The 24,863-nt window shown below is 64.3% G+C and carries 15 protein-coding genes; 5 read left to right on the top strand and 10 right to left on the bottom strand.

Features of this window, described 5'->3' with window-relative positions:
- Nucleotides 1-85 precede the first annotated feature (85 nt).
- On the top strand, nucleotides 86-958 hold the full coding sequence (locus OIS50_RS10455) for a hypothetical protein (RefSeq protein ID WP_264690583.1): 873 nt from the start codon (nucleotides 86-88) through the stop codon (nucleotides 956-958).
- A complete protein-coding gene (locus OIS50_RS10450; RefSeq protein WP_264690582.1) occupies nucleotides 955-3,105 on the top strand; it encodes a helix-hairpin-helix domain-containing protein in 2,151 nt (716 codons plus the stop codon). The genes OIS50_RS10455 and OIS50_RS10450 overlap by 4 nt, the downstream gene beginning before the upstream one ends.
- Before the next feature lie 456 nt (nucleotides 3,106-3,561).
- Here OIS50_RS10450 and OIS50_RS10445 read toward each other — a convergent pair whose 3' ends face one another.
- From OIS50_RS10445 to OIS50_RS10420, 6 genes are all read right to left on the bottom strand, one after another.
- Nucleotides 3,562-6,873, bottom strand: a complete 3,312-nt coding sequence (locus tag OIS50_RS10445; RefSeq protein WP_264690581.1) for a reprolysin-like metallopeptidase — start codon at nucleotides 6,871-6,873, stop codon at nucleotides 3,562-3,564.
- Between the two features lie 273 nt (nucleotides 6,874-7,146).
- On the bottom strand, nucleotides 7,147-9,099 hold the full coding sequence (locus tag OIS50_RS10440; protein ID WP_264690580.1) for a DUF3857 domain-containing transglutaminase family protein: 1,953 nt from the start codon (nucleotides 9,097-9,099) through the stop codon (nucleotides 7,147-7,149).
- Entirely contained in the window at nucleotides 9,096-11,147 is a 2,052-nt protein-coding gene (locus tag OIS50_RS10435) for a DUF3857 domain-containing protein (RefSeq protein ID WP_264690579.1), read from the bottom strand. The genes OIS50_RS10440 and OIS50_RS10435 overlap by 4 nt, the downstream gene beginning before the upstream one ends.
- Before the next feature lie 90 nt (nucleotides 11,148-11,237).
- Nucleotides 11,238-13,280 (bottom strand): DUF3857 domain-containing protein, encoded by a 2,043-nt coding sequence (locus OIS50_RS10430; RefSeq protein WP_264690578.1) that lies wholly within the window; start codon nucleotides 13,278-13,280, stop codon nucleotides 11,238-11,240.
- A gap of 133 nt (nucleotides 13,281-13,413) precedes the next feature.
- On the bottom strand, nucleotides 13,414-14,595 hold the full coding sequence (locus tag OIS50_RS10425) for an MFS transporter (RefSeq protein ID WP_264690577.1): 1,182 nt from the start codon (nucleotides 14,593-14,595) through the stop codon (nucleotides 13,414-13,416).
- Nucleotides 14,596-14,793: 198 nt separating this feature from the next.
- Nucleotides 14,794-15,015 (bottom strand): hypothetical protein, encoded by a 222-nt coding sequence (locus tag OIS50_RS10420; RefSeq protein WP_264690576.1) that lies wholly within the window; start codon nucleotides 15,013-15,015, stop codon nucleotides 14,794-14,796.
- A gap of 166 nt (nucleotides 15,016-15,181) precedes the next feature.
- Here OIS50_RS10420 and OIS50_RS10415 point away from each other — a divergent pair, with 166 nt between their 5' ends.
- Nucleotides 15,182-17,062, top strand: coding sequence for an ABC transporter ATP-binding protein (locus OIS50_RS10415; RefSeq protein WP_264690575.1), 1,881 nt, complete (start codon nucleotides 15,182-15,184; stop codon nucleotides 17,060-17,062).
- A 120-nt stretch (nucleotides 17,063-17,182) separates the two neighbouring features.
- The gene (locus tag OIS50_RS10410) at nucleotides 17,183-17,764 is read left to right on the top strand and encodes a hypothetical protein (protein ID WP_264690574.1); all 582 of its coding nucleotides are present in this window, start codon (nucleotides 17,183-17,185) and stop codon (nucleotides 17,762-17,764) included.
- 201 nt (nucleotides 17,765-17,965) lie between these two features.
- On the opposite strand, the gene OIS50_RS10405 is transcribed toward OIS50_RS10410, so the two are convergent.
- The 3 genes from OIS50_RS10405 to OIS50_RS10395 form a co-directional block, all read right to left on the bottom strand.
- A complete protein-coding gene (locus OIS50_RS10405) occupies nucleotides 17,966-18,973 on the bottom strand; it encodes an XdhC family protein (RefSeq protein WP_264690573.1) in 1,008 nt (335 codons plus the stop codon).
- A gap of 39 nt (nucleotides 18,974-19,012) precedes the next feature.
- On the bottom strand, nucleotides 19,013-21,328 hold the full coding sequence (locus tag OIS50_RS10400) for a xanthine dehydrogenase molybdopterin binding subunit (RefSeq protein ID WP_264690572.1): 2,316 nt from the start codon (nucleotides 21,326-21,328) through the stop codon (nucleotides 19,013-19,015).
- A gap of 229 nt (nucleotides 21,329-21,557) precedes the next feature.
- Nucleotides 21,558-23,021, bottom strand: coding sequence for an FAD binding domain-containing protein (locus OIS50_RS10395; protein WP_264690571.1), 1,464 nt, complete (start codon nucleotides 23,019-23,021; stop codon nucleotides 21,558-21,560).
- A 159-nt stretch (nucleotides 23,022-23,180) separates the two neighbouring features.
- Here OIS50_RS10395 and OIS50_RS10390 point away from each other — a divergent pair, with 159 nt between their 5' ends.
- On the top strand, nucleotides 23,181-23,783 hold the full coding sequence (locus OIS50_RS10390; RefSeq protein WP_264690570.1) for a DUF4136 domain-containing protein: 603 nt from the start codon (nucleotides 23,181-23,183) through the stop codon (nucleotides 23,781-23,783).
- Between the two features lie 15 nt (nucleotides 23,784-23,798).
- On the opposite strand, the gene OIS50_RS10385 is transcribed toward OIS50_RS10390, so the two are convergent.
- Nucleotides 23,799-24,719, bottom strand: a complete 921-nt coding sequence (locus tag OIS50_RS10385; protein WP_264690569.1) for a hypothetical protein — start codon at nucleotides 24,717-24,719, stop codon at nucleotides 23,799-23,801.
- Nucleotides 24,720-24,863: the final 144 nt, after the last annotated feature.

Genomic DNA, 24,863 nt, shown 5'->3' with positions numbered 1-24,863 from the left:
AAAGCCCCGGTGCCGGTAAAGGCGTCGGGGCTTTTTTGTTGCCGGTTCTTCTTCAGAACTTTATAGCGTCGTAATGTGCGTGCTTATGCCAAAACTATACTTAGGGCTGTTATTCGTCTTTTTACCGCTTTTCGGCGCGGCGCAGGGCAACGGGCCCGGTGTTCGCGGTGGGCGCGCAGCTGCGTTGGGCAACGCGGCCGTTACGCTGGCCGATGTATGGGCTGTGGGCAACAACGTAGCGGGCCTGGGCGCCCTCACGCGGCCCGAAGCCGCGGTGTACGCCGATAATCGGTTTCTGATTCCGGAGTTTGGCACGGCTGCTTTGGCCGCGGCATTGCCCCTAGGTAGGCAGCCCGCGGGTAGCGCTGGTACGGCAGCGCCGCACGGCGTGGTGGGCGTGGAACTGCAGCGTTTTGGCGGCAAGCTCTACAACGAGCAGCGGGCCGGCGTGGGCTACGGTTACCGCCTGGGGCTTTTCAGCGTGGGCGCGCGGGCCGATGTGCTGCAAGTGCGCATCGAGGGGCTGGGCAGCCGCCGCGCGGTGGCGTTGTCGCTGGGCGGGCAGGCCGAGGTGATTCCGCAGAAGCTGACTTTCGGGGCCTACCTCTACAACCTCAACCAGGCCCGGCTGGCCGAGTATCAGACCGAGCGCGTGCCTACCGTGCTGAAGGCCGGCCTTAGCTACCGCGCCGCGCCCAAAGTGCTGCTGCTGATTGAAACCGAAAAGGACGTAGAGCAGGCCGCCGACTTCAAGGCCGGCCTCGAGTACCAGGCCGCCGAGGCGCTGGCGCTGCGCGCCGGCGTGGCTACGCTAACCGGGCAGATGACCGGCGGCCTGGGGCTGCGCTTTGGCCGCGCTCGGCTTGATTACGCCGCGGCCTGGCACAACGCGCTGGGCCTGAGCCAGCACCTGAGCGTAAGCCTGCGCTTCGAACCCAAACCCGAAGCCGCGCCATGAGCTGCCTAGGTAACCAAGTGCGCCGCGGCCGGGCAGGAGCGGGGCTGCTGCTCGCGGCCCTGTGCGCCCTAGGTGCGCCGCGCGCGCAGGCCCAGGTGCAGGACTACCCGCGCCCGCGCCCCGACCTCGACCGGCTGCTGCAGGAGCTGTTTGCCGAGCCGCAAAGCGACCAGCAGCCCTACGAGGACCTGTACGAAACCCTGCTGCAATACCTGCAAACGCCGCTCAACCTGAACACCGCCACCCGCGAGGAGCTGACGAGCCTGCTGCTGCTCTCGCCGGCGCAGGTTACGGCCCTGCTCGAGCACCGCGAGCGAAACGGAGCCCTGCTGAGCCTGTATGAGCTGCAAAGCATCGACGAGCTGGATTTGCGCACCATTTACCGGCTGGCGCCCTTCGTGACGGTGGGCGAGCCGAGCGGCAACGCGGTGCGCGGGCCGCTGTGGCAGCGCATTCGGCAGGAAGAAAACAACGCGCTGTTCATCCGCTACGAGCGGGTGCTGCAGCAGCGCAAAGGTTACACGGCGCCCACCCTCAACAGCAACGGCACCCCAGCCAGCCGCTATTTAGGCTCGCCCGATAAGCTGTTGGTACGCTTCCGAACCAGCCACGCGCGCGATTTCAGCATTGGCCTGGCGGCCGAAAAAGACGCCGGCGAGCAACTCATCTGGAGCCCGGGTACCCGCCGCTACGGCTTCGATTATTACTCGGCGCACCTAGGGCTGTTTGAGCGCGGCCGGCTGAAGGCCGTGATTGTAGGCGACTACCAGCTGCAGTTCGGGCAAGGGCTGCTGCTGTCGTCGGGGTTGCAGGTGGGCAAGGGGGCCGAAACCATTACCACGCTGCGCCGCTCTAACCTGGGCATCCGTCCCTACACCTCGGTGCTCGAAAGCGCGTTTTTCCGCGGAGCAGCGGCCACGGTAGCGCCGACACCGGGTTGGCGCCTCACCGGTTTTGCCTCGCTGAAGCGCGTGGATGCGACGCTGCGCACCGCCGTGGCCGACTCGTTGGAGGAAGAAGCCACGGATTTTGCCTCGGGCTTGCTGCTGACGGGTTTCCACCGCACGGCCTCGGAGCTGCGCAACCGCCGCAGTTTGCGCGAGGGCATGGTGGGCGGCAACGTGAGCTTTGCGCCCATAGGCCGCCAGCTGAGCCTGGGGCTGACGGCCGTAGGCACCGCTTTCGGGCAGCCCTTGCAGCGCCGCCCCGAGCCGTACAATTTGTTCGAGTTCAGCGGGAAGCAAAACCTGGCGGTATCGGCGCACTACAGCTACGGCTGGCGCAACCTCAGCTTGTTCGGCGAAACGGCCCGCAGCAGCAGCGGCGGCCTGGGCACCGTAAACGGCCTGCTGGCTAGCCTCGGTCAGGATGTAGATGCCGCCGTGCTGTACCGGCACTACGCGCGCAACTTTCATACGCTCTACGGCAATGCGTTCGGCGAAAACACCCGCACCATCAACGAAAGCGGCTTGTACCTGGGCCTGAAAGTGCGGCCGGTGGCGCGCTGGGAGCTGGCGGCCTACTACGATCAGTTTCGGTTTCCGTGGTTGCGCTACCAGGTAAGCGCCCCCTCGCGCGGCTACGATTGGCTGGTGCGCGTGGCGTTTGCGCCCACCAAAACGAGCCAGCTTTACGCCCAGGTGCGCACCCGCCAAAAAGCCTACGACGCCGACGGCCCGCGCCCCGTGCCCGAGCCGGTGCCCACCGTGCGCCGTTCCCTGCTGCTGTTCTACGACACCAGACCGAGCAGCATCCTCAGCCTGCGCACCCGCCTGCAGGGCACCCACTACAGCCAGCTCCTAGGGCCGCGGCGCACCGGCTACCTGCTGGCGCAGGATGTAACCGTGCAGCCTGTGCGCGCCCTGCGCCTGTCGGCGCGTTACGCCCTCTTCGATACGGACGACTACGACACCCGCCAGTATGCCTACGAACAGGATGTGCTGTACGCTTTTTCGGTGCCGGCGCTGGCCGGCCGCGGCACCCGCGTGTATGCCCTGGCCGAGTACAAGCTGGGCCGCCGCATTACCATGTGGGTGCGCTACGCCACTACCACGTACCGCGGGCAAAAAACCGTGGGCTCGGGCCTGGAGGAAATTCAGGGCCCGCAACGCTCCGAGGTGAAAGCGCAATTGCGCGTGGCGTTGTAGGCGCCGCCTCGAAAGCGGGTTTGGGTTCTGCCATCCGGCTCGTCGAACGTCATGCTGAGCTTGCCGAACCGCAGGAAGGCGTCAGCCAAGCATCTCTGCCGCTTCGTCTGCACCGTTCACTGCCCGTCATGTCGAGCTTGTCGAGACATCTCGCGTGCTGACGTCCGATAGCAACCGCTTTCCTCTCTACGATGTCGCGCATGGAGCGAGGTAGGGGGCCGTGCCCCGGAGGGGTCCCGTGAGGTCCTGACGTGATAAGGTCCTTCGCTTTGCTCAGGATGACAAGACTAGCCAGCGAGATGCCTCGGCAAGCTCGACATGACGTGCCGACGAAGCGGTAGAGATGGTTCGACTTTGCTCAGCATGACCGAACTTACGACCTGAATAAAAGCCGAGCGGCGGCTCCTGCCCGGGCAGGAGCCGCCGCTTGGTCGCGTCAGCAGTACGGAAAGCCGGTTACAGCTTCATCAGCTTCTCGATGGCCGTGCCGCCGCCGGGCAACTCCACCTGCAGGTGGTACACGCCCTGGCTCAGCTTGCCTAGGTCGAGGGTATGGCGCAACTGGCCGGCACCCTTGGTAAGCTGCTCGCTGAGCACGGTGCGGCCCACGGCATCGGTTACACGCACCTGCAGAGTGCCGCGCAGGTTGTTGTCCACGTTCAGCTCGAAGCGGCCGGTGCTCGGGTTGGGGAACACCGATACGCCTTGCAGCTGCCTGGTGCCGCGGTTGCTCGTAACGGCATCCTGCACGGTGCAAAGCTCCAGCACCCAGTTGGTGAGCGAGCCGGCATTGCCGGGGGCCACGTCGAGCACGTGCAGCGTCCAGGGGCCGTTGGCGGGCGTGCCACGGAAGGCCGCCAGGGGGCTTTCGGGTTGGTAGGTGCCGCCGGTATTGATGGGGCAGACGATTCCCGTAGTAGCCGCGTCGTCGAAGCTGGCATTGATGTTGGCGAAGCCCGGACACGGCGAGGAAGCCAGGCGCACGCGGGTGTTATCGGGTCCGCGCAGCTCCAGCACCAGCTCGCCCAGGTCGCGGTGGGTTATGCGCACATCGCGTACCCGCACGGCCGATACCGCTTCGGCGCTGTTTACCGTGATGGTAGAAATGGCCGTGGCGTTGGTGGTGTTGGCAATGGCAAGGGGCAGGCCCGTGGGCGCGTAGGTGGCGCAGCTAAGCCGGCCCACGTAAAACTGCTCGCCTGCCGACCAATTGCCCACGCCGCACTCGGCCGTGCCGCGCACCCGCCAGTAATAGCGGCCGTTTTCCTGCAGCGCGCTGGCGGATGCGTACGAGTTGGTTTGCAGTCCCGTTTGGCTGATTACCACGTTGTTGAAGCCGGCATCGGTGGCCACCTGCAAATCGTAGGAGGTGGCGCCCGGTAGGGCCGACCACCGGAACACCGGTTGCGGCAGCGTGCGGAGCGCGTTGGCCGCGGGCTGCTGCAGCGTGGGGGGCACGTTGGCCGAGTTGCGAATCACCAGGTTGATAATCTGGCTTTCGGTGGTGCCGCCGCTGGTGCCCACTACCGTAATGGGGTAGGTGCCCGAGGCGGCCGCCGCCGTGGCGCCAATGGTGAGCGTGGTGGTGCTGCCCGCCGCTACCTGCGTGCTGCCAAAGCCGATGTTCACGCCCGCCGGCACGCCCGTAGCCGACAAGCTTACCTGCCCCGCAAAGCCCAGCACCTGGCCCACGCTCAGGCTGCAGCTAACCGAGTTGCCGGGGCAAAGCGCCTGCGTGCTGTTGGCGCAGTCGCTGCTCAGGAAGAACCCCGGCCCGGTGGGCGTTTGCAGCGTAAAATTCTGGTCGGATATGTCGAAGAAGATGTTGCCGGTGCCTTTCACCTTCAGGCGCACCTGCCCCGAGGCGGGCACGCCGGCCGGTACGGTTACCTGCTCGGCCCCGTCGTTGGAGGTGCCGGCGGCCAGCGTGTAGGGGTAGGTCAGGCCGCCGTCAACCGAAAGCAGAATATCGACCCGCGCCGCGCTTACGGGCGCCGCCGTGGTATTGGCCACGTCCCAGGTTACCTGCTGCGGCACAGTGGTGCGCCAGGTAACGTTGGCGTTGGGCGACGTAACGATAAACGGCCCGGCGTTGTCGGCCACGGGCACCCGCACGGCGTCGTAGTTCACGCCGCCCCCGCCCGCGCGGTTGTCGCGCACGGTAAGCCGGAAGTTGAGCATACGGCCGTACTGCGGCAGCACCTCGCCAATGGTGCTGAGGTTGCCCAGCAAGGCACCCAGGCGCGGGAAAACGCGCGTGGGGTTGGCGGTAGGCGGAAACGAGCGGAAAATCGGCGCGTCGCCCTGCGGCTGGTTGGGGTTGCCGGCCGGCCCTAGGTCAAATTCCTCCCAGCAGTAGGTGAGGGCGTCGCCGTCGGCGTCGGAGGCAGTGCCCGTCAGCTCGAAGGGCGTGCCTTTCGGGATGGTGTAATCAGCCCCCGCATTCGCCACCGGCGGGCGGTTGCCGGTGTTGGCGGTGGCCGCGCAGGCGCCCCGGTTGGTTACGTGGTCCAGGATTTCGTCGTAGCTGCGGGTATGGAAATACGCATCGGAGTTGGCCTGCAGGTTTTGCGGCGAGCAAATGCCCGCGTACGACATGATGGTGGAGCCCGAACCCGGCTCGTAAGCGGCCGAGCCCGAGCGGGTACCCGGGTTGCAGTTACCCGCCTCGTTGCTGTTGAAGGTGTGGCTGGCGCCAAACTGGTGGCCCATTTCGTGCGCCACAAAATCAATATCGAAAGCGTCGCCCACGGGGTTGGGCAGGCCGGTGGTGGCCCGGGCCTTGTTGTTGCCCACGCACACCACCCCCAGGCCCGCCAGGCCGCCGCCATCGGTCGTGAACACGTGGCCGATATCGTAGTTGGCCGGCCCGATGCGCTGGTCGGTAATCTGCTGATTAGTGTTGAGGGTAGCCTCGGAGCTTTCGTTGGTGTAGGGGTCGGTAGCAGGGTCGAGGAAGATAAGCTGATCGGTGTTGCCAATCAGCTGCAACCGAATCGACAGCTCCTTTTCGTACACCCCGCTCACGCGGTTTACCGAGGCCACAATGCCGGCCAGGGCGCCTTCGGTGGTGCCGCCTTTTTTGGCCGCGTACTCGCCCGTGCAGGCCATGGCCAGGCGGTAGGTACGCAGCTGGGTGCCGTTGCTGCGGGCCGCCGTGCCGCCTTGCAGCGGGCTCAGGCGCTGGTTGAGCACCGAGGGCGTTTGGGTTAGGCACACGCGCCGGGCCAGCGCCGCATCGGTGATGTCGCGCTTGTAAAACACCAGGTGCTCGGGCCCGCCCGGGGTCGGGTCGACGTACACCGTGTTGCCCGCCGACAAAATCATGGCGTGCAGCCCGGCCTGCGAAACATCGAGGTAGGCCGTGGCCGTGGGGTCGTCGATGCCCTGTGCGGTGTAGGTTTTGATGGCGGGATAACGAGCCGCCAGCGCGGGCGCCATCACCTGGTTTTCGGTTACCCGAAAGCGGCCCGAGCTGCCATCGGGCAACGGCAACGATACTACCGGGGCGGCCCCGCGGGCGTTGCTGCCGCCGGCCGCCGGGGCCAGCGCAGCGCGCACGTTGGCCATTTGCACCGTTACCACCCGGTACCGACCTAGGGCCTGAGCCGTGCTGCGGGCAGCGGCCGGCAGCTGCGCGGGTTTGGCATCGGCCCACAGCACCCGCTGCGCCGTGGCCGAAAAGGGCAACCCAATGCCCGCTACAAGCAGGCCGCGGAGCACGGCGCGGCGCAACGCCCAACCAGGCAGGGTAAACAATGTGCGCATAGGCATTTCCGTTTCGAATGCGGCTTCGAGAGTTGAAAAATCAATTTACGGCTTTTGCCGCCACCCAACGGCCTAGGTAGGCGGGCGGGCAAGCGGCCTTGGCACCTTGGCGGGCACGCCTACGGACACGCCGGGGTGTTCTGCTGTAATGTCTGCGGGCCGAAAAATAGTTGCCAAACCGTTGCGGCCGAAGGCAAAAGATAGAGCCCGCAAAAAAACAACCGCCACCCGGGCCCGGGTGGCGGTTGTTGCAAACCTACTGGTGGCCCAATATCAGGACTCGGGCCGCACCAGCACCAGCTGCATGCGGTCGGCTTTGCTGATGCGCTGCCGGAAGCCTTCGTAGGCCTCGTACTGCGCCGCCCCGAAACGGCCGCTGGGCATTTGCAGCCGCCGGATGTACTGGATAGTGCCATCGGGCAGCACCTGTACCTGGGCATCGTAGCTGCCAAACGCCGTGCGCAGCTGCACCGGCGCCGGCACCGACTCGGGCTTGTAGCCGGCCGGCACCGCAAAGCGCACGGTATCGGCATCGTTAAAGGGCAGGTGCAACTCCAGCGGCGTTTGCCGCGCCCCCACGCTGGGCGCAGGCGGCGGCAGGCGGTTCAGCAGGTTGGGCACCAAAAACAGCCGCCGTCCGGTAAGCGAGGCGTAGCTGGGCAGGGCCAGCGTGAGGCGCTCGGTAACGGTGGGCAGCACGCCCTGGTGGTTGGGCTGCCAGCTGCTTTGCTCGATGGTAACCGCGGCCAAATCGAGGCGGGCGTAGGCGCGTTTGCGCTGCTCGTCGGGCGGCAGCGCCGCTATCATCTGCGCCAGCTCATCCTGCTGCCGGCCCGAGGAAACCGTGCGCACCGTGGCGCGGCCGTAACCTTGGGCGTCGATCGTTACGCTGGCGCTCCGGAACTGGCCGTTGGCGGCGGCAGCGTAGGCCGGCGTGCGCACCAGCTTGCCCCCTTGCGGCGTAAGCAGCAGGGCGTGGCGCCCGCCCGTAAACGAGCCTAGGTACCCAAAGGCCTCGCTCTGCGAGGTGCACTCCAGCCACACCGTATCCTTGGCCATGGGCACGCACAAAATCATGTGGTTGAACTGGTTGCTCGGAAACGACGTGCGGATGGCCGCCCGCTGGTCGCCGGCCCCAATAATGGCGCAGTAGCTTTCCACGCCGGCGGCGCGCAGCAGTGCCATGCAGTAGTTCGACAACGCTTTGCAGTCGCCGTAGCCGGTGCTGGCCACGGTGCTGGCCGGAAACGCCTGCCAACCGCCAATGCCCAGCTGCACCGACACGTAGCGCGTGGAGTTCTGCAGGTACTCGTACACCTTGCGCACGCGCTGGCGCGGGTCGGTTACGTCCTTCACCAAGGCGGCCACTTTGGCCTTGGCCTCGGGGCTTAGCTCACCGCGGTCCTGGTTCAGGTCGTACTCCCACTTACCTAGGCCTTGCCAGGTGGTCATGTCGCCGCGGTAGCCCTGCACCTCAAAAGCGGTAGGGGCGGTGTACACGGTGGGTACCTGCTCGGCTACGGGGGGGCTGTACGGCTCGCGCTCCAGGGCCGGCAGGTTGGTAAGTTGCCAGGCATACACCAACTGACTGCCTTGCTGGCTTTTGACGACCGCGCCGCCTTGGGGTAGCCGTTCCTCGAGGTAGCGCAGCGGCAACTCGGGCGGGGTGGTTACGCGCAGGGTGGCATGCTCCAGGCTTACGTGCTCCTCGTCTTGGGGGCTCCAGGTCGGGAAGTTCAGCGTATTGTCGGAGCTGTACTCGTAGGTGAAATCGGCGGTGTAGGGGTAGCGGGGCTGGCGCAGGTCGGCCACGCGCATGCGGTTGTCCTCGAAAAGGCTGGCGCCGCTTACGTTGCTGTAGTCCTTGATGTCGGCCGCACGCAGGGTACGCACCACCTGGCCCTGGGCGTCGTACACGGTGCCACGCAGGTAGCTTATCTGGGTCAGCTTGTCGTAGGGCACGGCGGCCACGCCCCAGTTGTCGCCCTGCTCATCGAGCACGGTTACCACGCGGTGTACGGTGTATACCATGCGCCCCGCCGACTTTACCGTCAGGATATCATCCTGCTGCCGAATTACGGCGTGCGCATTCTGGCGCAGCGGTGCCGCAATGCTGCTTACCGGCCACTGCGGGGCCTGCCCAGCGCGGCCGGGTAGCGGCCCCAGGCACAAGGCAGCGGCCACTGCCGCACGCAGCTGCGAAAAGGAAAACCAACCTAGGCTCATGATTTACGCTTGAGCACGATTTTTTCGGACTGCTTGGCCAGCATGCGCGCATAAAACTCGCGCAGCGAGGGGTATTCTTCGCTCAGGTACAGGGCCCGGCTCAGTACCATGCGGCTGGTAATCTGCAGCTTGTTGCCCATGGGCGTAATGCTGAACAGGAACCGGCCGCCTCCATCGGGCAACTCCACGGCGGCGCTGGCAGGCATTTCCTCCACGGTGTAGTTGTCGGGAATGGTTAGGGTTACCATGTTGGTTTCTTCCAGCAGCGTACCGAAATCAACCGGAAAGCGGCGCTCCGTGAGCAGGAAAGGGTTGCTGGCCTGGTTGAGGGTTTGCAGCACGTTGAGGTAAATGGTACCTAGGGGCTGCTCCGACTCGCCGGGGGCGCGCACCTCCAGGTCGAGCGCCAGGGGCTTGCCCAAGGCATCCACGTTCTGGAAGGCAAACTTGTCGATCTTCCAGCCGCCGTGGTTTTTCAGCAGGCCTTCCACGTATTTCTTCTCGCCGTGCTCGCGCAGCTTGTTGCGCTGCACTAAGCCCAGGTAGCCGGCGCCTTCGTCGCGTATTTTGCCGGTAAGGCTGCCGCGTTCATCGAGCGTGAGCTGGGCCGAGCGGAAATGCACAAACCGGTGCTTCGACTGCAGCGGCACCCAGGTGCCCTCTTTCACGCTGGTAATCAGGCGGCCCTGGCCGTTGAGGCACGCAGCCGGCAGCATCCCGAAGGGGGCCAGCTCCTCGGTGGCGTCGGCCAGCACCTGTTGGCTGTCGGGCAATTGCACGTGCGCCACCACGTAGTTGAAGCGCGAGAGCAGCGGGAACGTGGTGTTGACGTAGCCGTGCTCGCGCGTGCTCAAAATCAGGGGGTTGGCTTTCAGGCCGGCGTCGCGCAGCAGGGTAATCAGCAGCAGGTTGGCATCGGCGGCCGTGCCGCGGTGCTGCTCCCAGGTTTTGCGGATGGAGCCCGTGGCGTAGAGGCCCGTGCCGCTGGCTTTCACGTTGCGGCGCACCAAGTCGTGCACGGCCGCGGCGCGCTCCAGCGGGTTGGCGTGCTTTTGTACGATGGCGTCGATTTCAGCCTTCAGAAAACCGCCCTTGCGCAGCTGCATCCCAAAGTTTTCGCTTTCGAGCAGCTCTTGCTGCATTTTGGGCCACGAGCTGCTCATGTCGCGGTATGGCTCGTCGGGCCACTTCACGCCGGACAGCTCAAAATCGAGCCGCGACACGTAGTCGCGCGTGGTGGTCATGTAGGGCTCTTCGTGCAGGGCGGGCACGTTTTGCATGGCCCAGCGGTGGTGCGTCACCCTAGGTGTAACCGTAACGCTGCCGCCCGAGGTGCGGCCGCCATCGAGGCCCGGCGTAATCTCCGACGACCACCGGATGGTGTACTGCCCGTTGCCCTCGTTGCGCTCCTGCACGGCCAGCGGCTCGTAGCCCTGCCACAGCTGCTTGTAGTCGAAGTACTCCGGAATGGCGGCCCGGTACTCGCTCCAGCGCACCGGGATGCTGTGCTGAAACTGCCAGTCCTGGAAGTTGAACAGGAAGTCGGAGGTAAGCGTGTAGGTGTACTCGATTACGGAGCCCTCGCGCACGGCGGGCATGGTAAACTTGCGCAGCGTAATGTTCTCGGAAGCCTTTTCGGTAAAGGCGCTGCTGGTTTCCAGCTTCACCTTCTCAATCTGGCCATTGGCGCCCATGTTGTAGGTATAGCCGTGCAGGCCGCTGACCTTTTCTTCGTCGCTGGCTTTGTGGTAGAGCGGCACTTGCACATCGGCCCACTCGTAGCCGCCCTTCTTCAGGATTTTGATGCGCGTGGTGCGCTCAAACACGTACTGAAAATTGCCTTTGGGGCCCACGTTGAAGCGGGTGCGGCCAAAGTCGCACAGGATAACGGCATTGGCGGCGCTATCGGCCTTGAAGGCGGCCGCATCAAACTCCTTTGCCTCGATCTTGCCAAACTTGATGGGGTCGGCCTGACCTAGGGCCGGCAGGAAAGCGGCGCTGCCCAGAGCACCAGCCAAGGTTAGCAACAGGGGTAAACAGTGCTTCATAAATAATTGGTTAGCGAGATGAATCGGGGAGAAGAAGTAAGCCTGCTCAGCCAGCCCTAGGTAGCCCGGCACCAACGCGGCGGCGGCAGGCTATTGGGCGCGGCGCAGCACCAGCGGCTCGGCGTGTTTGGCTACCGAGCGGGTAAACAGCTCGCGCAGGGCGGCGTACTCGTGGGGCAGATACTGCGTTTTGCGCAGCTGCAGGCGGCTGGTGAGGTGCAGCGTGTTGTCCATTTGTTTCACCTCGTAGATGTAGCGGCCTGCGCCGTTGGGCAGCTCCAGCTGCAGGGGTTTGGGCAGCTCCTCCACGGCCAGGCTGGCGGGCAGTACCAGCTGCACCGTGGCAATGGCCTCGTGCTGGGTGCCAAAATCGACGGGGTACGTGCGCTCGGCGTGCTCGAAGGGGTTTTTCAGGTTGGTAACGAGCTGCATTACCGGCAAGTAGAGCTGCTGCCCGGCGCCGTTGGCAGGCGTGGCTACCGCCAAATTGGTTTCGAGCAACAACGACTGGTCGGGTTTGTCCAGATTCAGCAGTTTGGCGTCGGTCAGCTTCCAATCGGGGTGCTGCTGGGCCAGGGCTTTCAGGTAGGCTGGCTCGCCCTGGGCGGCCACTTCGTTGCGCTCGGCCAGGCCAGCGTAGCCGTTGTACTCCTCGCGCAGGCTGCCCTGCAGGCCGCCTTGGGCGTCGAGGGTAAGGCGGGCGCTGGTAAGGCGCAGGTGGCGCTGCTTGGGCGCCAACGATACCCACTTGCCACCCCCGGGCGTAATCAGGCGGCCCTGGCCGCCGAGGCAGCGCGCGGGCAGGGTGCCGGGGGCCACCAGGGGCTCGGTGGCATCGAGCAGCAGCTCGGGCTGGCCGGGTATGGCCACGGCGGCCACCACGTAGTTAAACTGGCTGAGCACCGGCACCTCCGTTTGGATGGTGCCGTTGCGGCGCGTGCTCAGCAGCACGGGCTGCGCCTCCAGGCCGGCGTCGCGCAGGGTTTGCACCAGCAGCAGGTTTATTTCGGCCGCCGAGCCCTGGCCTAGGTCGGCCACGCGGCGCAGGGCGTTGGTGGCATACAGGCGCTCCTGGCTGTTGTAGCGCACTTTGCCCTGCACCAAAGCCACCGCAGCAGCAGCCCGCGCGCCTGGGTCGGCGTGTTGGGTTTTCAGGGCCTCGGCAGCGCTGTGCAGCGGCGAGCGGCCTTGCAGGCGCACACCAAATTTTTCGTCTTGCAGCAGGTCGGTGGCAATCTTTTCCCAGGTAGAGCTGACCTGTTGCGGCCGTTGGGGGTCGAACACTACCTTGTCGAGCTCGAAGTCGATGGCCGCCAGGTAGTCGTTGCGGGTGGTCATGAAGGGCTCCTCCCGAAACGCCGGCACGTTTTTCATCACCCACACGCTGCGCACGGCCTTGCCCGAAAGCAGCAATTGGTGGCCCGAGCCCGTGGCGGCGCTGTGCACGCCGTAGTGGTCGGAGGTGGATTGGGTGTAGCCCGTGGAGTAGCCCACAATGTCGCGGCCCTGCGCGGCGTAGGGCAGGTGGCCGTGCGGAATTTCCTTGTACTGAAAGTAGCCCGGAATAATGGTGCGGTACTCGCTCCAGGCCACCGGCACATCGCGCTGAAACTGCCAGTCCTGCAGGTTGAACAGGAAGTCAGATTTGATGGTGTAGGCGTACTCGATGATGGAACCCTCGCGCACGGCGGGCATGGTAAACTTGCGCAGGCTGCGGCGCTCGTCGAGCTTTTCCTCAAACGTAGCCTTGCCGTCGAGCTTCAGTTTCTCAATTTTATCGCCCGCCAGGTTGTAGGTAAAGCCGCGCAGGTTCAGCAGCTCTTCCTTGTTGCCCTCGTGGTGGTACAGCGGCACGGCTACGGTGGCTTGCTCGTAGCCGGCTTTGTTGAGCACCAGCACGCGCGTAACCCGATCGAACACGACCTTGAATCCGTCTTGAGCCCCTACAATGCGCGAGGTGCCAAAATCGCAGAGCACGATGGCCGAAGCCTCTTTGCTGCCCTTGTACTGCGAGGCCTCAAAAGCCGTGGCCTCAATCTTGCCAAATTTGATAGGGTCGTCCTGAGCGGATAGCGAGTGCGTAATGACGCCCAGCGCAGCTGCCAGGCCAATTCGGCGTAAAAATGAAAGCATATAGCGCGATAAAAACCACTCCAAAACTGGATGGCCGCGGCTAAGTGCAGAGGATACGCAGGTTTGGTAGCCTAAAAGTACACGCCAACGCTATATCGAAATGAAGATTGTATGAATATTTTTAGTGCCTGGCTTATCCGCGAATAAGCTGCTGGGTAGGCTGCCGGTACAGGTACACCAGCGCGGCCACCACGCATGCCACGCTAAGCCCGTGCACCCACGGCAAGCGGGTGGGCTCGTTGCTGTAGAGCCAGCCGGCCAGCAAGGCACCCAGGCCAATACCCACCTCCAGAAAAATGTACATGGTAGCCACGGCGCGGCCGCGGCGCTCCGGGTCGCTCAGGTCTACCGTCCAGGCGTACAGGGTGGGGGAGTTGAGGCCGGCGGCCAGCCCGAACAGCACCCCGGCACCCAGGAACACCAGCTTGCTTTGGGCCAGGGCCAGCACCACCAGCGCCACCAGCAGCATGAGGCTGGAAATGCGCAGCACCGGCACGCGGCCGTAGCGGTCGGAGGCGCGGCCGGCCACCAGGCGAATAACCAGCGAGGCCAACGTGTAGCAGGTGAAAAACAGGCCTTTGTTGTCGATGCCGAGGGTGCGGCTTTGGTCGGGGATGACGGTGAGCATCACGCCGTACGGAAACAGGCACAGGAGCGTAACCACGGCCGGGGCCAGCACTTGCCCGTCGAGCACCTCGTGCCACTGCAGCTTCAGCAGCCCTAGGTGAAACCGCTGCCGCTGGGCCCGGGGGAGGGTTTCCGTCATGGTGCCCTGCACCAGCACCGAGAGCAGCGCCGCCCCCGACGACAGGTAGAACAAGGTGTTCAGGGGGAAGTACGTGGTGAGGTAGCCGCCCAGCGCCGGCCCGGCCGCCATGCCCAACGAGCCCGCCACGCCCAGGTAGCCCATGGCCTCGCCGCGGCGCTCCAGGGGCACAATATCGGCGATGAACGCGGCCGTGCCCGTGGGCTTAAACCCCGTGCTGAAACCGTGGAGCAGGCGCAGCAGCAAAAAGCTGAAAACCGTGGTGGCCCACACGTAAAAGAACCCGCAAATAAAGCACACCAACGAGCCCACCACCATCACCGGAATGCGCCCCACCGTATCGGCCAGCTTGCCGCTGAACGGGCGCGACAGCCCGGCCGTGAGCGTGAACAAGGCAATGATAAAGCCCTTGTACTCGCCGCCGCCCAGGCGCGTGAGGTGGTCGGGCAGCTCCGGAATCAGCAGGTTGAAGGAGAGGAAAAACAGAAACGAGCTAAGGCACATCAGCCAGAAACCGGCTGTGTAAACCCGGGCGGGGGCAGTAGGCATGAGGAGGTAGTACGCGGGTGGCGCGGCAAAGGTAAGCCGCGCGGGAGCCAGGTATCCGCGGGTTCCGCCGACCTGCGGTGCCGCCGGGCACCTAGGGCGGGTTTCGTTTTGGGGCAACATGCTTGCCCAGCCCGTCATGCTGAGCTTGCCGAACCGCAGGAAGGCGTCAGCCAAGCATCTCTCCCGCTTCGCCAGGTACTAATCCAGAATCAGTGTGTCGTCAATTAAGCTGTAAGTGATAGTTGGATTGTCCTTGAACCGGTCGTCAATCAGAGCGCTAACCACCCAATTCAATTGCCCGCGGGCATCTTGGTAGGTGGTTAGTTGCACGATTCTTTTGTCTTCGAAAAAATGCCTTTCCCGATGGCACCCGGCGATAAATTCCCGCAACACGCGTTTTTGCAGGGCAGTCGAAGCCACGGTAATTTCGGAGCAATTAGCAGCGGGCGGCCCATGCCGAACTGCAACGCCCTAGGTGGCTACCGGTTGCTGCCACGGCCGCAGGCCGCGCCGGCCACCTAGGGCATTGGCCGGCCCATTGCGCGTAGCCGCTTGTTGCACCTTCGCGTATGCACCCGTACGACTTATGAGCTTCTGGACAACCTTCTTCCGCCGCATTTCGGCCAAGCGGCCCCGCACCGATGGCAAGCCGGCGCTTACCTTCCGCGAGCGGGTGTCGGCCTTGCGCAACATCCCGGCCTTTATGCGGCTGGTGTGGCAAACCAGCCCTAGGTTATTCATCATCAACGCGCTGCTGCGTTTGGTGCGTGCCGGGCTGCCGCTGGCCGTGTTGTACATCGGTCGGCTTATTATTGACGAAGTAGTAGCGCTAAACCAGGCGCCAAACGCCGGCAACGCTCCACTCATGCCCATCCTCACGCTGGTAGCCATCGAGTTTGGCCTGGCGGTGCTCTCCGATGCCCTAGGTCGGGCCGTGGCTTTGCTCGATTCGCTGCTGGGCGATTTGCTGGCCAACTACTCCTCGGTAAAGCTGATGGAGCACGCCGCCCAGCTCGACCTCGATCAGTTCGAAGACGCCACGTTCTACGACAAGCTGGAGCGCGCCCGCCGGCAAACGTTGTCGCGCACCATGCTTATGTCGCAGCTCCTGGGGCAGGCGCAGGATATCCTGAGCATGGGCTTCCTGGCGGCGGGTTTGGTGGCCTACAACCCCTGGCTGCTGCTGCTCCTGGGCGTGGCCGTGGTGCCGGCTTTTCTGGGCGAATCGCACTTTAACGAGCGCAGCTACTCGCTGGTGCACAGCTGGACGCCCGAACGCCGCGAGCTGGACTACCTGCGCCAAACCGGCGCCTCCGACGACACGGCCAAGGAGGTAAAAATCTTCGGGTTGTCGGGGTTTCTGATCGAGCGGTTCCGGACGCTTTCCTCCGAATTCTTTCTGAAAAACCGCACGCTGGCCCTGCGCCGCGCCGGCTGGGGCACCGTGTTTGCCGCCATTGGCACCATGGGCTACTACGCCGCCTACTTGTACCTGATTGTGCAGGCCGTGAACGGCCGCATGACGGTGGGCCAGCTCACGTTTCTGGCCGGCTCGTTTGGGCGCCTGCGCGGCTTGCTCGAAGGCGTGCTAAGCCGCTTTAGCTCCTTGGCCGACGGCGCGCTGTACCTGCAAGATTTCTTCGACTTTTTCGAGATGCAGCCGCGCATTGTGCGCGATGCCAGCCAGCCCTACCTGCCGTTCCCCAGGCCCATCCGGCAAGGCTTCCGGTTCGAGGAGGTAGGCTTTAAGTACCGCAACGCCGAAAAATGGGCCTTGCGTCACCTCAGCTTCGAGCTGCGCGCCGGCGAAAAGCTGGCTTTGGTGGGCGAAAACGGCGCCGGCAAAACCACGCTGGTAAAGCTGCTGGCCCGCCTCTACGACCCCACCGAAGGCCGCATTTTGCTCGACGGCCACGATTTGCGCGCCTACGACCCGGCCGAGCTGCGCCAGGAAATCGGGGTGATATTCCAGGACTTCGTGCGCTTTCAGCTGCCGGCGGGCCAAAACATTGCCGTGGGTCGCATTGATGAGCGCCAGAACCAGCCGCGCATCGCGGACGCGGCCAGCCGCAGCCTCGCCGATACGGTAATTGGCAAGCTGCCCGGCGGCTACGAGCAGATGATTGGCCGGCGATTTGCCGGCGGCGTGGACCTAAGCGGCGGCGAGTGGCAGAAAATTGCCCTGGGCCGCGCCTACATGCGCGACGCCCAGCTGCTCATCCTCGACGAGCCCACCGCCGCCCTCGATGCCCGCGCCGAGCACGAGGTGTTTCTGCGCTTCGCGGAGCTGACCAAGGGCAAAACCGCCGTGCTCATTTCGCACCGCTTCAGCACCGTGCGCATGGCCGACCGCATCCTCGTTATCGAGCACGGGCAGTTCGTCGAAATCGGCTCGCACCAGGAGCTGCTGGCCCGCGGCGGGCGCTACGCCGAGCTGTTCAGGCTGCAGGCTGCGGGTTACCAATAGTATTTTTATTTTGTTGAAACTATTTTATGTTTTGTAGGATCGTGTATATAACTTGCCGGGGCAAAGGCAATACGATCATCTTTAAGTACAGCTTATTGAATACAACTACTGCTCTCCACCGTGAAACTGCCCCTTATCCTCACCCACCTGTTGCTGGGCGCGCTGCTGTGCGTGTGCTGCCAGCGCAAACCGTCCTCCGCCGAGGCCGTTAATGCGGTTATCGGCGACGTAAGCTACGTCCGCAAGTTTGGCACCGAGCCCACTGCTACCACCAACGAACACCTACGCATAACGGCCCATTTTCAGTACGTAGAGGCTTTTTTGCAGCGCAAAGGCACCCGCGCCCTTACCAACCGCCAGCGCCGCAACCGCTACCACGCCCTTAAGCTGTTGCGCAATTACTGGATGGCAGGACAATACCCCGCCAACTACGATTTTCCGCACGAGCGCCGCCCGTGCTTTATCGACCGCACCGGCCGCCCCTGTGCCGTGGCGTACCTGATCGAGCAAACCGCCGGCCGCGAGCTGGCCGAGCAAATCAACGCCCGGCACCAGTACGACCGCATCGAGGATATCCGCACGCCGGAGTTCCTGCGCTGGGTTAAGTCGTCGGGCTTTGCTATCGATGAGCTAGCCATGATTCAGCCGACCTATGGCCCGGCCACTGCCGCAGCGCAACGAGCCATAGCGGCAAAGCGCTAGGTCGTGCATCGGCAGCGGGTTTATCTGGCTTGCCATTCCGAGCGGAAGCGAGGAATCTGGACAAGAGTTTTGGCCACGCGTTCGTCTTGATGCTCCCACCAGATTCCTCGCTTCTGCTCGGAATGACAACTTACCCGGCATGGCAACTTCCTCGGAATAACAACGGCCGCCCAACCGCAACGCCCCGCTGGTGGCCGTGCCCTAGGTGCGCGCCGCCGGCGGGGCGTTGCGCTGCTGAATAAGCTGCGCGGCCACGCTGATGGCAATTTCCTCGGGCGTGCGGCTGCTAATGGGCACGCCTACGGGCGCGTGCACCCGGCTCAGCTGGGCTTCGGTGTAGCCCTCGTGGCGCAGCTCGGCAAACAGCTGAGCAATTTTGGCTTCGCTGCCCATCAGCCCTAGGTAAGCCAACGGGTGGTTGATGAGCTGGCGCAAGGCAACAGCATCGGAGCGGTAGCCAAACGTCATGATGACCACGTAGTGGTGCGGGCCGGCAGGCACGGTGCCGGCCAGCTCGTGGTAGGGTACGCAGTGCTTTTGGTGGGCGTAGGGATTGTCGAGCAGGGTGTTCAGCCCCGGCCGGTCGTCAATTACCGTGAGGTGAAAATCGAGCGTGGCCACGATGCGCGACAACGCCAGCGCCACGTGTCCGGCCCCGATAATGGTAAGCTGGTCGCGGAAGCCCAGGTGCTCGGTGTAGCGCCAATCGTGGGCACCTAGGGCGGTGTAGGGGGCGTAGCCCAGCGGCCTAGGTGCCGGGCCGGTGCCCACGTGCAAAGAGCCATCGGCCCGCACTTCAAACCAGCCGTTGCCGGCGCGTTGCTGCACTTCCACAATCGCATCGAGTGCAGCCAGGTGCGCGGGCCGCAACGGCAGCAGCAGCAAGGTTTGCTCGCCCGAGCAAATCATGCCGGAGCGGTGGTGCGGCGCTTCGCTGCGGTGTATTTGCGGGCGCAGCAGCAGCTCGTGGTTGCCCTCGGCCATGCGGCTGCGCGCTAGCTCCACAAACTTGTGCTCCATGATGCCGCCGCCCACCGAGCCCGCCATGCTGCCCGGCGCAACCGTCATTTTAAAACCCTGCCGGCCGGGGCTCGAGCCACTGCTGCTTACCACCAGCAACAGCGTAGCGGGCGTGCCGGCGCGCAGGCACGCACAGGCGTGCTGCCACACCGGCAAATCGCGCGGAACGGAAGGGGAAGCGGTAAGCAAGCTCAAGGCAAAAGCAACTCCAGATAACTTAAATCCGACTTAGGCGCTGGTGGCACTTTGGGCTGCAGACGCCTGCGATACGGCATTCGGTGCTGCCTCGGCCCTAGGTGCGTACAGAGCCATCAGCACCTTTTCGGGCGTGATGGGCGCCGAAAACGCCGGCGCTACATCGGGCCGAGCAGCTCGGATGGCATTGCGCACGGCAAAGTAGCCGCCAATGCCGTACATCAGCGGCGGCTCGCCCACGGCTTTGGAGCGCAAAATGGCACGCGGGTGGCCTTCGGTTTCCAGGAACTCGATCTGCACATCGGCGGGCACCGAGTACAAATCGGGCACTTTGTAGGTGCTGAGGGTATTGCTGAGCAGCCGGCCTTGCTCGTCGTAGAGCAATTCTTCCATGGTCATCCAACCCAGGCCCTGCACCAGGCCGCCTTCTACCTGTCCGCGGTCGATGCCCGGGGCCATGCTTTGGCCGAAATCGTGCACGAGGCGCACGGCATCGAGCACGTAGGTGCCGCGCAGCACATCCACGGTGGCTTGCACGGCGGCGGTGCCGTACACGTGGTAGGCAAAGGGGTAGCCGCTTTCGGTTTTCTGATCAAACCACAAATCGGGCGTGGCGTAGTGCGCGTTTTCGGAGAGGCTGACGCGCTTCCAGTACGCGGACGCCACCAGCTTTTCCCAGTCCGACTCGACGGGGTGGCCGGCCGTGAGCACCCGCTCGTCGCAAATCTCCAGGCCTTCTTCGGCTACGCACAGCTCTTCGGCAGCCAAGGCCAGCAGACGCTTGCGCAGCTGCTCGCAGGCCAGCTGCACGGCTTTGCCGTTGAGGTCGGCGGTGGCCGAAGCGGCCGAAGGCGAGGTATTAGCTACGCGCGTAGTGTTGGTGGTTTCGATGCGGATGCGGTTGCTCCGGATACCTAGGGTGCGCGCCGCCACTTCCACCATTTTCGTGTTCACGCCCTGGCCCATTTCCACGGCGCCGGTGCTGATGCCTACCGAGCCATCGGTGTAAATGTGCACCAGGGCGCGGGCCTGGTTCATGGCCGTTTTGGTGAAGGAAATGCCGAAGCAGATGGGCATGATGGCCAAGCCGCGCTTGTGCAGTGCATTGCTTTGGTTGAAGGCATCCACTTCTTGCTGCCAGTTGCCTAGGTCGAAAGCCTGCTCGGCACGCTGCCAGCAGGCGTGGGCATTGCACAGCTCGGCCGGCTGGCCGAACGGAAACTTGTCGCCCTCCTGCAGCAGGTTGCGGCGCTGAATTTCGGCCGCCGGCACGCCCAGCTGCTCGGCCGCTTTGGCAATGGCCGACTCAATCACGAACATGCCCTGCGGCCCACCAAACCCACGGAAGGCCGTGTTGGGCGGCAGGTTGGTGCGGCAGCTGTAAGCCGTGGCCTGCACATTCGGGATGAAGTAGGTATTGGTGCTGTGGAACAGCGTACGCTCGAGCACCGCCGGCGACAAATCGGCCGCGGCACCGGCGTTTTGGTAGAAGGTAACTTCGTAGGCCAGCAGCTTCAGATCGGCCGAAAGCCCCAGCTTGTAGTCGGAGGAGTAGGGGTGGCGCTTGCCCGTCATGCGCAGGTCGTCGTGGCGGGGCAGCACCAGCTTCACGGGCTTTTTCAGCAGGTAGGCACCTAGGGCCGCCAGCACAGCCCATGGAGTAGCCTGGTCTTCCTTGCCGCCGAAGCCGCCGCCCAGGCGCACCACATCTACCTCGATGCGGTGCATGCCAATGCCCAACACGCGCGCCCCGTGACGTTGGGCCGCGGTAGGGCCTTGCGTGGAGGAGTGCACCCGCACACCGCCCTGCTCAGTAGGGTAAGCGTAGGCGCCCTGCGTTTCGATGTACAAGTGCTCCTGCCCGCCGCTTTCGGCCGTGCCCTCGATGATGTGCGCGCACTGGGCCCACGCTGCACTGGGGTCGCCGAGGCGGAAGGTGCGGGGCGGCACAATCAGCTCGCCTTGCGCGTGGGCCACCCTCGGATCGGTAATTACGGGCAAGGGCTCGATGTCGGCCTCGATCAGCTTGGCGGCAGCGCGGGCCTGCGGTTCGGTTTCGGCCAGCACCAGCGCCACCGGCTGCCCCCTGAAATGCACGTGCCCTTCGGCCAGCAGCGGCTCGTCGGGTACAATGCCACCGATTTGGTTTTCGCCGGGGATGTCGGCCGCCGTGAGGATGTGCACCACGCCGGGCGCCGCTAGCGCGGCCTCCAGTCGCAAGCCGTTCAGCTTACCGTGGGCCAGCGGCGAGGCGTACACGGCCGCGTGCAGCGTGCCGCGCTGCACCGGAATATCGTCGAGGTATTGCGATTCGCCGCGCACGTGGCCGGCAGCGTCGAGGTTGTGCATGGGAGAAGCGAAGCGAGAGAAAAAAGCTCCCCTCCTCAGATGAGGAGGGGACGCATCAGCTTGCTGATGCTGGGGTGGTTGACAATCGTTGCTGACGTTGTTGACCTAGGGCTTGTTTGGGGTGGGTGATTGAAGTCGCTACCTAACATCAGCAACGACGGAACCACCCCAGCCGCGCCTTCGGCACGGCGTCCCCTCCTTGAAGAAGGAGGGGAGTTTTGGCCTTCGGCTACACCAGCGCCGCCAAGCTTATATGCTGCGGAAAGTGCTCCAGAAAATGCGCGTACAACAGCTGGCGCAAGAGCAGTCGCTTGTATTCAGCCGCGCCGCGCGCATCGCTGATGGGGCTGATTTCGTGCTGCGCCACCTCGTTCAGGCCGCGCAGTGTGTCGGGCGTAAGTGGTTTGCCGATGAGGTAAGCTGAGGCCTGCCCCAAGTACAGCGGCGTGGGCCCCACGCCACCAGCCGACAGGTGCGCCGCTTGCACCACGCCCTCGGCCACGTGCAGCCGGGCGGCCGAGTTTACGCTGGCAATATCGAGGTGCGTGCGTTTGCTGACTTTCTCGAAGTTGAACACCTCGCCCGCAGCTGGCGGACTGAAACGGATTTCCACAATCTGCTCGTCGGGGCGGCGGTCGAGCTGCTTGTAGCCGCGGTACAGCTGGCGCAGCGGCAAAGTGCGCTGCTGGCCGGCCGCGTCCTGCAACGTCAGCTCGGCACCTAGGGCCAGGAAGAAAATGGTGAGGTCGCCGATGGGCGAGGCATTCACGAAGTTGCCCGCCACGGTGGCCATGTTGCGGATGGGCGTGCTCGATACCAGCTTGAGGTGCCGCGCCAGCTGCGGAAAGTGGCGCTGCATTAGCTCGGAGCGGCGCAGGTCGTCCACGGTAGTGGCGCCACCTAGGGCCACTTGCCCGTTGGGCAGCTCGCGCACGTAGCAGCGCGTGGCGTGGCCGTAGAGCAGGTTTACCTCGGCGGCCAGCACTTCGTCGGGGCGCTGCACCAGCAAATCGGTGCCGCCGCCCAACAGCCAGCTGGCCGGCAGCTCGGCCGCAGCGGGCGTGCGCCCGCCGGTTTGGGCGGCAACATCGGCAGCAGTGGCGGCGCGCAGCTGGGCCAGCTTGGCGGGCATGTGGGCAAAGTACGCTGGCACGAAGCCCTGCGTAATCAGCCACTCCAGTCGGGCCGGGGCGGCGTCGCGCTCCAGCAGGTGGGCGGCCAGCTTATCAGCCGCGCGCTCCAGCGACTTGTAGCCCGTGCAGCGGCAAATGTTGCCATCCATGGCGGCGCGCGTGGCCTCGGGGGTAGCCGCACCGCCCAGGCAATGCCCGGTCAGCGACATCACGAACCCCGGCGTGCAAAAGCCGCACTGCGTGCCGCCCTCGGCCACCACGGTTTGCTGCACCGGCGTAAGCGCGCGGCCTTCGGCGGGGCTAATGCCCTCAACGGTTACAATGTGGCGGCCGTGGGCATTGCCCAGCGGCGTGAGGCAGCTGGTCATGCTTTGGTAGCGCACGGTTTGGTCGTCGGGCTGCAGCTCGCCTACCAGCACGGTGCAGGCGCCGCAGTCGCCTTCGCGGCAACCTATTTTGGTGCCGGTAAGGTGCTGCTGATAACGAACGAAATCGAGGAGGGTGCTGCCAGCGGGTTGGGCGGGGCGTACCAGCTGGTCGTTGAGGTAAAATTCGAGCATAAGCAAAGCCCTGCACAAGGCCGGAAAAGCAATATAGCAATTCTGCGAGCCTTTGCTCGGTTGTCGAGCCTACAATTTGAGTATCAATGTATAGGGTTTTTGCGTAGCGGAATTTTTGAGTACCTTCTGGATTCACCGCCAACGTTTCGTTCCGAGCCTATGAAACCCACCGCTACCGCTTCCGCCGCGTTGCTAAGCCTGTTACTCAGTGGCTGTTTCACAGCCCGCGAAAGCCGCATCGAGTCGGATTACAGCTACGCCGGCAACTTCCGCCACTACCGCACCTTTGGTTTTCTGCAAAGCATGAGCAAGCTGCAGGCCGATACGGCCGTGGCGGTCGACGAGGCCGTGCGCGAGGCCATCCAGACGCACCTTCGCTCGCAGGGTTACCGCCTCAACCAGCGCCGGCCCGATCTGCTGGTGTCGTTTCGGGTGTACGACGGGGCCATGCGCTTTACCGGCTACGATCAGCCCGACCTGATGCACTGGCTGAAGCAGGACGTGGTGGAAACCGAAGACCTGCCCGCCGACCAGCGCCAGGGCTACGACCGCGTGCGGTACCTGCTCAGCGACGGCACCTTGCTCATCACCCTCATCGACCACCGAAACGGCCGGGCCGTGTGGCAGGGCTACGCATCCAACGTAACCGCTCCCAACACGGCCCAAGCCTCCATGGTAATGCGGCGGGCGGTGCGCTCCATTTTCGACCGCTACCGCGTGCTATCCGAAGATTACATGCAGCAAAACGCCGCCCAGCACTAGCACCCAAGGCGGCGGTTACCGCCCGCTGCCGGGTATGCGAATCTGGAGGCCCAGCGACGGGATAAACGTAAATCCCTTGAGCTTGGCCGTGCGGTTGTTGAGCAGCTGGTACGTGCCATAGTTCTGGTAGTACACGGCCAGTGCCGGCAGCACGTAGGCGTAGCGGTAACCAAATTTGGCATTCACAAAACCGCCCAGGGCTCCGTAGCTCTGGCTGGCTTTAATGGCCGGAATTCGTTCGCTCACCTGCCCGCTGCCCGGCCCCGTGTACAAGCGCCCGGGCTCGAAGCGGTACGTCAGGAACGAGCGGCTGTAGGCCAGGCCGTAGGCAATGTGGCCGATTTCCTCCTCGGCACCTAGGGATTGGCTGAATACCAGCGGCACCATGATATCGTAGCGCCGTGCCCGAAAACCCAGCAGCTGCTCGGCATCGTCGAGAAACGGGATGCTGGGCAGCTTGGCCCGCTGCGCCGATAGCTGCAGCCCAATGCTGGCGTAGGTGGCGCCGGCCTGCCCGCCGGGGCGCTCGGGCGTGCCCGTTGGCCCCAAAAACTGGTACATGGCATCGAGGCTGTGCGCCCCGAACGAAAACTTATAGCCCACGTCAACCCGGTTGGCCACGCCGTAGCGCAGGTACAAATCGGGCGCGAGCTGTACCGGATCGAGTACGTAGGCCAGGGCCGCGGCCTGCACCCGGTCGATGGCCGGGCGGTAGTTTACGGTGTCCTGCTTGGCGGCCTGCTCGGCCAGGTCCTTCACGGCGCCGGTAGCCTGGCTAATGGCCTCGTTGCCGACGTTCATCACGAAGTCGCCGCCAACTTTAAACTCGCCCTTGGGCGTGACTTTGCCCGAGTGGATAACAGACCGCGGCGCGCTGCAGGCGGCGGCACCCAGGAGCAGTACGGGCAGCAGGCGGGTAGGGGAGAGGTGCAGCATCGGGCTTCGGCTTTGAGAAGAGCAAAAGTGTGGGTACTAGCGGGCAGCTTCCAAAAATCGGGCCGCCTTGCGGGTTGGTGCGCCGTGGGCAATGCGCCGCCACGGTTTACGAATTCGGTACGCCCTAATTGCCGCGCCGCACAG

Origin of the sequence: Hymenobacter sp. YIM 151858-1 (assembly GCF_025979705.1) — a bacterium.
GTDB lineage: Bacteria > Bacteroidota > Bacteroidia > Cytophagales > Hymenobacteraceae > Solirubrum.
This window is presented reverse-complemented; position numbering and strand designations above follow the sequence as displayed.